Origin of the sequence: Methyloversatilis sp., from assembly GCF_030698125.1 — a bacterium.
Taxonomy (GTDB): Bacteria; Pseudomonadota; Gammaproteobacteria; order Burkholderiales; family Rhodocyclaceae; genus Methyloversatilis.
On the sequence record NZ_JAUYNV010000049.1, the window covers coordinates 1 to 10,166 of the forward strand.

A 10,166-nucleotide genomic window follows, 5' to 3' on the forward strand; every position below is an offset into this window, starting at 1 on the left:
CACCGCAAGCACCACGCCAAGTGCGAAACCCCCGAAGATCCGCACAGCCCGGTGGTTCTGGGCATCAAGAAAGTGCTGACCGAAGGCGCCGAGCTGTACCGCCTCGAAGCGAAGAACAAGGAAACCATGGCGCGCTACGGCCAGGGTACGCCGGACGACTGGATCGAGCGCAACCTTTACAGCAAGCACTCCGGGCTGGGCATCCGCCTGATGCTGATCACCAACGTGATCCTGTTCGGCCCGCTCGGCCTGACGATCTGGGCCGTGCAGATGGCGTGGATCCCGATCTGGGCGGCTGGCGTCGTGAACGGTCTCGGCCACTACTGGGGCTACCGGAATTACGACTGCACCGACGCGGCGACCAACATTTCGCCGTGGGGCATCCTGATCGGTGGCGAGGAACTGCACAACAATCACCACGCCTTCGCCACGTCGGCCAAGCTGTCGTCGAAGTGGTACGAGTTCGATATCGGCTGGATGTACATCCGCATCCTCGAAATCATGGGGCTGGCCAAGGCCAAGAAAACCATTCCGCAGCCACGCTTCCAGGCGCGCGACGTGGTGGATACCCAGACGCTCGAAGCCATCATCACGCATCGCTACGACGTGATGACCCGCTATATGAAGTCGCTGCGCTCGATCTACGCCGAAGAGGTTGAAAAGCTGCGTACGTCGCATGTGGCGCTTGCCGACGGCGACCGTTATCAGCGCTTCAAGCGCTGGCTCAGCCGCAGCGAGAACGCGCAGCCGGCAAGCGACGACGCCGAAATGGCCTCCGTCCTGGCACACAGCAGCCGACTGGAAACGGTGCACACGATGCGCCAGGAACTGACTGCGCTGTGGGCGCGTTCCACTGCGTCGAGCGAACAACTGTTGAAGCAGTTGCAGGACTGGTGTGCTCGCGCAGAGTCCAGCGGCATCAAGCAGCTGCAGGACTTTTCGAGGCGCCTGAAGACCTACGCGGTCTGACGCACTTCCCGCGTGGGGGAAAGCCGGAGGTGCTTGATTGCACGTCCGGCTTTTTCTTTGTGGTACCGCGTTCCGGTACCCGATCAGCGCGTGCGACGGAACGCAACGGCCCGCAGAGGCCGTGCGTTCAAACCGGCCGGATGCCGTGGCGGTAGCCGGTCAAACAATACTCAGAGGAGTCATCCAGGATGTTTCGCCACATACTCGTGCCGGTCGATGGTTCAGACCTTTCAAAGGCTACGGTGACGCACGCCATCTGCTTTGCCAGAGATGTATCGGGCCACGTCACCTTCCTGTACGTGATGAAGGATTATCCGGTGTCGCTGCTGCACAGCGAGGCGGACGTCGAGAGCATCGATCCGATCGCGCCGAACGACTTCACCGACGCGATGCGCACGCACGCCGACCGCATCCTGCAATCGGCCCGGGCCGAGGCGGAAGCCGCCGGTGTCGCCGTCGACAGCATTGCGGTGACGCAGGACGAGCCGCACAAGGCGATCATCGAGGTCGGTCTGTCGCGCAAGGCCGACGTGATTTTCATGGGTTCGCACAGCCGGCGCGGGTTGGCCAGCCTGCTGCTGGGCAGCGTCACGCAGAAGGTGCTGTCGAATTCGAAGATACCGGTGCTGGTCTATCGCTGAGCGGACCGGTAGCGGGCGGCGACGTCCGCCCCTGCGGCACGCGATCAGCGTGCCGGCAGCTTTTCCGCCAGCCAGGCCGTCAGCAGGCTGGATGCACCGGCGACCGCCCAGAAACCGAAGAACCCGATCGAATAGGTCGCAACCGGCGAAAAGCCGACCGGCTCGCCGAACAGGTACAGTTCCTGCGGATTGATGACGCTGAAGAACACCAGTTCGGCGACCGCGGCGACCAGAAACGAGGGCCAGGACACCAGCGCGAACAATCGCGCTGCGCCCCCCGGCGTACGGTGGGTATCGTGCGGATCTTCGTCGTTGATCGCTTCAGCCACGGTTTTTCCCCGCGTCGAGCAGCAGCGAATCCTGACGCCGCCAGTCGCGCACATCATCTTCGATCACCAGCTTCCAGTGCGTCGGTGCCAGATCCTGCACCACACCCGAGTAGAGGCCACCAACGCCGTCGAGCAGCAATTCGCGATCGAGTTCGCTGCGTGTGGGGTGCGCGAGAAATATCCGCAAGCGACCGGGCAGGTTCGCCGGATCGGTCATCGACAACTGGATGTCGAGTCGCGTTGTTCCGCCACTTCCGCCCTCACCCTGGGGCAGCGCGGCGATCGCCACCTTTACACCCAGTTCGTCGGCGCGCCGCTCGCGTTCCAGTGTGCGGTTGATCGTCAGGCCCTGCTTGTAATAGTCGTCGGCGACCAGCGCGGTATTGCCCGTGGCCGCCAGCCAGGTCGTGATGACGCCGGCCACGATCACGGTGACCGGCCCGAGCATCAGCAGCCAGGGCCAGCGGTGGCGATACCAAGGGAGCTGCAGTGTCGAGTTGTCTGACATGGTCACCTCGGTTGCAGGAAGGACGACTTCTCATGCACCCGGACATCCGGTGCATCGACCGCCTGCAGATTGAAATATACGGTATGCGAGCCCGGCGCCAGCGACTCGGCGTCGACCTGCACGCGCAGACCCACATCGCGCGATCCGGCCGCCTCGACTTCGATCTCGCGCAGTCCGGGAATGGTAGCGCCCGGAAGGCCTTCGACCTCAAGCACGAAACGGCGCGCCGATTCCGACGTGTTCATCACCCGCAACTGGTACACGTTCTCGATCTTGCCGCCTTCGACTTCGCGCGCCAGGGACGCACGGTCGCGCATCACGTTCATCTTGACCGGTGTGCGGGTCAGCAGCGCCCAGGCGAAGCCGGACACGATGAACAGCAGCAGGCTGGTGTACAGGATGACGCGTGGACGAAGGATATGTGCAAGCACCTCCCTCCAGCCTTCATGTGCCGGCTTGCCGGCGAGCTGGGCGCGCTCGGTCGAGTAGGCGATGAGTCCGCGCGGGCGTCCGACCTTGTCCATCACCTGATCACAGGCATCGATGCACAGCGCACAGCCGATGCACTCGTATTGCAGACCATTGCGGATGTCGATGCCGGTCGGACAGACCTGCACGCACCAGTCGCAGTCGACGCAGTCGCCGACCGGCTGGCCTTCCTTCGCCTTCTTCTTGTTTCCGCGCGGCTCGCCCCGGTTGGCGTCATAGCTGACGATCAGCGTGTCCGGATCGAACATGACGCCCTGGAAGCGCGCGTACGGACACATGTACTTGCAGACCTGCTCGCGCATGTGGCCCGCGAACAGATAGGTGAAGGCGGCGTAGAACAGCATCCAGAAGCCTTCCCACGGGCCCAGTCCGAAGCTGCCGACTTCGGCCGCCAGTTCCTGGATCGGCGAGAAGAAGCCAACGAAGGTGAAGCCGGTCCACAGCGCCAGCGCAGCCCAGATGCCATGCTTGGCAAGCCGGCGGCCGAATTTCGACAGGCTCATCGACGCGGCGTCCAGCTTCATCCGCGCCGACCGGTCGCCTTCGACGTGACGCTCTATCCACATGAAAATTTCGGTGTAAACCGACTGTGGACAGGCGTAGCCGCACCACACGCGACCCGCCACCGCGGTGACCAGGAACAGCCCGAGCGCGCTGATGATCAGCAGCAGCGTCAGGTACACCACGTCCTGCGGCCACAGCACCAGCCCGAAGATGTAGAACTTGCGTTCCACCAGATCGAACAGCACCGCCTGGCGACCGTTCCACGGCAGCCAGGGCAGGCCGTAGAACACCAGCTGGGTGATCCACACCATGGCCCAGCGCAGCGAGTTGAAGCGCCCCTTGATGCTGCGCGGCTGAATCTTCTTCCGCGCCGCGTACAGATCGGATTCGTCAGCCGGCACTTCGGTGATCGGAATCACCCGTGCCGGCCGACCCGCGGTCGAAGGTCGCGGTTCCATCACTGTGTCGTGCTGCTGTCTGCCGACGCGGCCTTGGTGGTGTTGTTGGACAAGCCCCACACATAGGCAGTCAGCAGATGGATCTTGTGCTCGCCGAGCAATTCACCGTGCGCCGGCATGTGGCCATTGCGACCCCGTGCGACGCTCTGTGCAACGATCGCTTCGGTGCTGCCGTATAGCCACACGCCGTCGGTCAGGTTGGGCGCACCCATGGCCTGATTGCCGCGACCTTCCGCGCCGTGGCATGCCGCACAGTTGGCAGCAAACACCGGTTTGCCGCGCTGCACCCGCAGGTTGTCGGCAGTCAGGCCCGACAGTGAGCGCACGTAATGCACCACGTCACGCTGCGCTTCCGAATCGAGCACGGCGGAGAACGCCGGCATCATGGCGTTGCGGCCATTGACCAGCGTTTCCTTGATGGCTTCCGGATCGCCGCCATACAGCCAGTCGCTGTCGACCAGGTTCGGAAAGCCGCGCGAGCCGCGCGCGTCGGTGCCGTGACACTGCGCACAGTTGTTCAGGTACAGGCGCTCGCCCATGGCGCGCGCCTCCGGATCGGCGGCAACCTGCATGGCGTCCATCTTCGAATAGCGCTCGAACAGCGGCGCCACCTTTGCGTCGGCCACGCTCACTTCGCGCTCGTAGGCATTGACCGAGGTCCATCCCAGCTTGCCGCCGAAACGGCCCAGGCCCGGGTAGGCGATCAGATAGACGATGGCGAAGACGATGGTGATCCAGAACAGCCACACCCACCAGCGCGGCAGCGGGTTGTTCCACTCGGCCAGTGTTTCGTCCCACTGGTGACCATGCAACTCGACCGTACCGGTCGGCCGCGCACCACGATTGGACAGGATGATGAAGGCACAGAACACCAGGCTGGCGATGACGAGCACCACCACATAGACGTTCCAGAAATCGCTGATGAAGTCGCTCACTTTGTTTCTCCGCTATCCAGGTGCACGCGGTCGTCGTCGGCGAAGGGCAGCATCGCCGCCTCTTGGTGGGCGCGTTGTGCGCCCGGCCGCCAGGCCATGATGACGATGACGATGAAGCAGGCAAATCCGGCAACCGTCACGGCCGCCCGCAGGGTGTTGATGTCGTAGTCCATGATGGAATCCTTCAGTTGACGCGCTTGATCGCGGTACCCAGACCCTGCAGGTAGGCAATCAGCGCCTCCATTTCGGTCTTGCCCTTCAGCGATTCGGCTGCACCCGCCATCTGTTCTTCGGTGTAAGGCACACCGACGCGGGTGAGCGCACGCATGTGCTGCTCGATGGTCGATGCCTTGACCGGACGCTCGAGGAAGGCGAAGGCGGGCATGTTCGACTCGGGCACCACGTCGCGCGGGTTGATCAGGTGTACGCGGTGCCATTCGTCGGAGTAGCGGCCGCCGACGCGTGCCAGATCCGGGCCGGTGCGCTTGGAGCCCCACTGGAACGGACGGTCATAGACGAATTCGCCGGCCACCGAGTAGTGACCATAGCGTTCGGTCTCGGCGCGGAACGGGCGGATCATCTGCGAGTGGCAGTTGTAGCAACCTTCCCGCACGTAGATGTCGCGGCCGGCCAGTTGCAGCGGCTCATAGGGCTTGACGCCCTCGACCGGTTCGGTCGTCGAGTGCTGGAAGAACAGCGGCACGATTTCGACCAGACCGCCGACGGCGATCACCAGCACGGTGAGTATCGCCATCAGGCCAACGTTGCGTTCAATCAGTTCGTGTTTGGATGCAGCCATGATGATTCTCCGGTAATCAGGCGTGCGCGGCAGCAGGCGCTATGACGGGGGCGTTGTAGGGCTTCTGGCCGGCGATGGTTTTCCACACGTTCCAGGCCATGACGAACATGCCCGCGAGGAAGAGTGCGCCGCCAAGGAAGCGGATGAACCAGAACGGATAGGTCGCCTTCACGCTTTCGACAAAGGTGTAGGTGAGCGTGCCGTCGTCGTTGATCGCGCGCCACATCAGGCCCTGCATGACACCGGCGATCCACATGGCGGCGATGTAGAGAACCACGCCGAGGGTCGACATCCAGAAGTGGATGCTGATGGCGGGCACCGAGTACATCTTTTCCTGGCCGAACAGGCGCGGGATCAGGTAGTAGATCGAGCCGATCGAAATCATCGCAACCCAGCCCAGCGCGCCCGAATGCACGTGGCCGATGGTCCAGTCCGTGTAGTGCGACAGCGCATTGACCGTCTTGATCGACATCATCGGACCTTCGAAGGTCGACATGCCGTAGAAGGACAGCGAGGTGATCAGGAACTTCAGGATCGGATCGGTGCGCAGTTTGTGCCAGGCACCCGACAGCGTCATGATGCCGTTGATCATGCCGCCCCAGCTCGGTGCCAGCAGGATCAGCGAAAACACCATGCCGAGCGACTGCGTCCAGTCGGGCAGCGCGGTGTAGTGCAGATGGTGCGGGCCCGCCCACATGTAGGTGAAGATCAGCGCCCAGAAGTGCACCACCGACAGGCGGTAGGAATACACCGGGCGCTCGGCCTGCTTGGGCACGAAGTAATACATCATGCCGAGGAAGCCGGCGGTCAGGAAAAAGCCGACCGCGTTGTGACCGTACCACCACTGGATCATTGCGTCCTGCACGCCGGCATAGGCCGAGTAGGACTTCATGAAGTCGGCAGGGATGGCTGCGCTATTGACCAGGTGCAACATCGCCACCGCGAGGATGAAGGCGCCGTAGAACCAGTTCGCGACATAGATGTGCGGCGTCTTTCGCTTCACGATGGTGCCGAAGAACACGATGGCGTAGGACACCCACACCAGCGTGATCAGGATGTCGATCGGCCATTCGAGCTCGGCGTACTCCTTGCCCTGCGTGTAGCCGAGCGGCAAGGTGATGGCCGCCAGCACGATGACCGTCTGCCAGCCCCAGAACACGAAACCGGCCAGCCAGGGCGCAAACAGCCTGGTGTGGCAGGTGCGTTGCACGACGAAGAACGACGTCGCCATCAACGCACAGCCGCCGAAGGCGAAAATCACCGCGTTCGTGTGCAGGGGCCGCAGGCGCCCGAAGTGAAACCACTCACCGAAGTTCAGTTCAGGCCATACCAGCTGGGCGGCGATGATCACGCCGACCAGCATGCCCACGATGCCCCAGACCACGGTCATCAGCGAGAACTGCCGCACCACCCGGTAGTCGTAAGTCTCGCCGACCCCACCCATTGCCGCTGTTTTCATTTTTGACTACTCCACATTGAAATTCCGCTTCGCGCCCGCCGGCCCGCACGAACCCGCATGATCCGGAACGAAGGGTATGTGCAGGGGCCCGCGACGATCTTGACCCACGTCAAGCGCCGCCGCTTTGGCCGCAGTGCACCAAATTGGCGCAGATCGCCTGCCATGGCGCAACCGGGGTCATCCCTGAGCCCACGAACCGTCCGGCCTGGACGCAGGGCGCGACGCCCGACTTCCCTGCTGCATTACCCGCCTGCATTACGATTCCATTCGTTTCCCGGATTGAAATTCGCTGAATCGATTTACCTTGATTGTCGAATCGGTCTATCATCCAATTTCATTACTCAATGGAGAAGTATCGATGTCCGGTCAAAGTTACGACGAATTGATGGCAAGAATCTCGGATCTTCAACAGCAGGCCGAGGTGGTGCGTCGGGCTGAACTCGAATCGGTTATTGCCGACGTCAGGGCAAAGATCAAGAAATACAATCTGTCAGCCGCCGACGTCGGTTTGTCCGGTTCTTCGGCGAAACGTGCCGCACGCCCGACTGCCGGCGCAAAGGTGAAGATTGCTCCGGGCAAGTACCGTAATCCGGAAAACGGTGAAATCAAGGAAGTCGGCGCGGCCGGCCGCAAGCCGGGCTGGCTCGCCAGCATGACGGCCGACCAGTTGAACGCCGCGCGCGTGAATTGAACGGTTGAACGGTTGAACGGTTGCATGTAAGACAAATGAAAAAGGCACCGAGAGGTGCCTTTTTCATTCGAGCGTGCCCATGTGTTCAGGGCGGTGTCTTCTGCATTTCCTCCTTGAGCGCGCGGCGCAATATCTTTCCGACATTCGTTTTGGGCAGTTCGTCGCGAAACTCCACGTGGCGGGGAATCTTGTACGCAGTCAATTGCGTCCGGCAATGCGCAATGATCTGTTCCGTCGTGAGCGCCATGTCCTTGCGCACGACGTATGCCCTGACCACCTCGCCCGAATGCTCGTCCGCAACCCCGATCACGCAGCACTCGAGCACGCCCTCGCACTCGACAATGACCTCTTCCACCTCGTTCGGATAAACATTGAATCCGGATACCAGAATCATGTCCTTCTTGCGGTCGACAATTTTCACGAATCCGGCTTCATCCACCATTGCCACATCGCCGGTACGCAGATACCCGTCCGGCGTCATCACTTTTTCGGTTTCTTCCGGCCGTCGGTAATAACCCTTCATCACTTGCGGGCCACGCACGCACAATTCGCCCGTCTCGCCCATCGGTAATTCGACACCATCATCATTTCTGATCGAGACTTCGGTCGACGGAACCGGCAGCCCGATGGTGCCGCTGAATTCCTCCTGGTCAGGCGGGTTGATGCACACCGCAGGCGATGTTTCGGTCAATCCATAGGCTTCGATGAGCGGCCGTCCGGTCACCTTCTTCCAGCGTTCGGCGACCGCCCGCTGGACGGCCATGCCACCCCCCAGCGACACCCTGAGCGCCGAAAAATCGACCTTGGCGAAATCGGCGTTGTTGAGCAGCGCATTGAACAGTGTATTGACGCCCGTAATCGCCGTGAAACGGTGTTTCGACAGTTCCTTGACGAAACCCGGAATGTCGCGCGGATTGGTGATCAGCACATTCCTTGCGCCAAGCTTCAGGAATACCAGGCAATTCGCGGTCAGCGCGAAGATGTGATAAAGCGGCAGCGCGGTGATGACGATCTGCGGCCCGGTCAGAAAGGGCTTGATCCATGCATCGGCCTGCAGCATGTTGGCGACGATATTGCGATGCGTGAGCATCGCGCCCTTGGCGACGCCCGTCGTGCCACCGGTGTATTGCAGGAAGGCGATGTCTTCATGCACGACATTGACCGGATTGAGTGCGTGACCGCGGGCGAGTCCGAGCGCGTCGTTGAAGCGCACCGCAGCGGGGAGGTCGAACGCCGGCACCATCTTCTTGACGTGGCGCACGACGAAATTCACCAGCCAGCCCTTGGGCGCCGGCAGCATGTCGCCCAGCGCGGTCACCACCACGTGGCGCACCGGCGTGCGGGCCAGCACGTGCTGCAGCGTTGAGGCGAAATTCTCGAGCACGACGATGACTTCGGCGCCGCTGTCGACCAGCTGGTGTTCCAGTTCGCGCGGCGTATAGAGCGGATTGCAGTTCACCACCGTATAGCCGGCGCGCAGCGCGCCGAACATGGCCACCGGATACTGCAGCACGTTGGGCATCATCAGTGCCACCCGCGCGCCGGGCGCCAGACCGAGCACTGACTGCAGATAGGCGGCGAACGCCGCACTCAGCCTTTCGGTTTCGGTGAAGCTGATCGCCTTGCCCATGCAGACGTAGGCGTCGCGATCGGCGAACTCGCGGCAGCTGCGCTCGAACACATCGCCGATCGACTTGAATTCCGATGGGTCGATTTCGGCCGGTACGCCAGCCGGATAGCTTTTCAGCCATACCTTGTCCATAGCTCTCCCCCCGTGTTCGGCCTGCACCGCCCGGCGTCTGCGCGCGTCCGGCGGCCGGTCGTCCGTCGTGTGGCCTAGCTCGACGCGTCGTCCATCGGCCAGTCGCGGATATAGCTCTTCAGCATGCGGTTCTCGAAACTCTGCTCTTCCAGCATGGCGCGCGCCACATCGTGAAAGGACAGCACACCCATCAGCGTGTCGCCTTCCATGATCGGCAGGTAGCGGCAGTGCCGCTCCAGCATCAGGCGACGCAGTTCGTCCACTTCCATGTCGGGGTGAGCGGTGGCCGGGTCACGCTGCATCACATCGGCGACCGTGAGTGTCTGCCAGCCGCCACCGGCCGTTCGCAACGCGCGCAGCACTTCGCGAAAGCTCAGCATGCCGGCCATCAGGCCATGTTCCATGACAACCAGCGAACCGACATCCAGATCGGCCATCGTGGCGACCGCATTATCCAGCGACTGCGACGGGACTACGGTGTACAGCACCGTTCCCTTGATGCGCAGGATTTCATGTACTTGCATGACGGCCACCCCTTCGTGCTGCGCATGCGCGAAACGCACACCGCGGTTGAATATCGCAGATGGTAGTCAAAACTGCCAGCGACGCAAAGTTTCGGGCG

General features: G+C 62.2%; 12 protein-coding genes. 3 read left to right on the forward strand and 9 right to left on the reverse strand.

The window, feature by feature from the left end:
• Together Q8Q80_RS15630 and Q8Q80_RS15635 are read left to right on the forward strand one after the other, a co-directional pair.
• Positions 1–969, forward strand: a 969-nt coding sequence (locus Q8Q80_RS15630; protein WP_305633810.1) for a transposase, incomplete at its 5' end; no start/stop codon positions are given.
• Between the two features lie 188 nt (positions 970–1,157).
• A complete protein-coding gene (locus tag Q8Q80_RS15635) occupies positions 1,158–1,610 on the forward strand; it encodes a universal stress protein (RefSeq protein ID WP_305633811.1) in 453 nt (150 codons plus the stop codon).
• Between the two features lie 44 nt (positions 1,611–1,654).
• Here the strand turns inward: Q8Q80_RS15635 and Q8Q80_RS15640 are convergent, their stop codons facing one another.
• Genes Q8Q80_RS15640 through ccoN form a run of 7 tightly spaced genes read right to left on the reverse strand, consistent with a single transcriptional unit; the run spans position 1,655 to position 7,076 of the window.
• On the reverse strand, positions 1,655–1,939 hold the full coding sequence (locus Q8Q80_RS15640) for a hypothetical protein (RefSeq protein WP_305633812.1): 285 nt from the start codon (positions 1,937–1,939) through the stop codon (positions 1,655–1,657).
• The gene (locus Q8Q80_RS15645) at positions 1,932–2,447 is read right to left on the reverse strand and encodes a FixH family protein (RefSeq protein WP_305633813.1); all 516 of its coding nucleotides are present in this window, start codon (positions 2,445–2,447) and stop codon (positions 1,932–1,934) included. The genes Q8Q80_RS15640 and Q8Q80_RS15645 overlap by 8 nt, the downstream gene beginning before the upstream one ends.
• Before the next feature lie 2 nt (positions 2,448–2,449).
• Positions 2,450–3,859, reverse strand: a complete 1,410-nt coding sequence (ccoG, locus tag Q8Q80_RS15650; RefSeq protein WP_305633843.1) for a cytochrome c oxidase accessory protein CcoG — start codon at positions 3,857–3,859, stop codon at positions 2,450–2,452.
• Between the two features lie 38 nt (positions 3,860–3,897).
• Entirely contained in the window at positions 3,898–4,833 is a 936-nt protein-coding gene (gene ccoP, locus Q8Q80_RS15655; protein ID WP_305633814.1) for a cytochrome-c oxidase, cbb3-type subunit III, read from the reverse strand.
• On the reverse strand, positions 4,830–5,006 hold the full coding sequence (locus Q8Q80_RS15660; RefSeq protein WP_257095118.1) for a CcoQ/FixQ family Cbb3-type cytochrome c oxidase assembly chaperone: 177 nt from the start codon (positions 5,004–5,006) through the stop codon (positions 4,830–4,832). The genes ccoP and Q8Q80_RS15660 overlap by 4 nt, the downstream gene beginning before the upstream one ends.
• Positions 5,007–5,017: 11 nt before the next feature.
• On the reverse strand, positions 5,018–5,632 hold the full coding sequence (gene ccoO / locus Q8Q80_RS15665) for a cytochrome-c oxidase, cbb3-type subunit II (protein ID WP_257080415.1): 615 nt from the start codon (positions 5,630–5,632) through the stop codon (positions 5,018–5,020).
• Positions 5,633–5,648: 16 nt separating this feature from the next.
• Positions 5,649–7,076: a cytochrome-c oxidase, cbb3-type subunit I gene (gene ccoN / locus Q8Q80_RS15670; RefSeq protein WP_305633844.1), complete on the reverse strand. Its 1,428-nt coding sequence runs from the start codon at positions 7,074–7,076 to the stop codon at positions 5,649–5,651.
• A gap of 319 nt (positions 7,077–7,395) precedes the next feature.
• Between ccoN and Q8Q80_RS15675 the strand changes: the two genes are divergently transcribed.
• Positions 7,396–7,782 carry an H-NS histone family protein gene (locus tag Q8Q80_RS15675; RefSeq protein WP_305633815.1) on the forward strand — a complete coding sequence of 129 codons (387 nt, stop codon included), beginning with the start codon at positions 7,396–7,398 and terminating at the stop codon, positions 7,780–7,782.
• Positions 7,783–7,867: 85 nt separating this feature from the next.
• Here Q8Q80_RS15675 and Q8Q80_RS15680 read toward each other — a convergent pair whose 3' ends face one another.
• Positions 7,868–9,544: a long-chain-fatty-acid--CoA ligase gene (locus Q8Q80_RS15680; protein ID WP_305633816.1), complete on the reverse strand. Its 1,677-nt coding sequence runs from the start codon at positions 9,542–9,544 to the stop codon at positions 7,868–7,870.
• A gap of 74 nt (positions 9,545–9,618) precedes the next feature.
• Positions 9,619–10,068, reverse strand: coding sequence for a CBS domain-containing protein (locus tag Q8Q80_RS15685; RefSeq protein ID WP_305633817.1), 450 nt, complete (start codon positions 10,066–10,068; stop codon positions 9,619–9,621).
• Between the last annotated feature and the right edge of the window lie 98 nt (positions 10,069–10,166).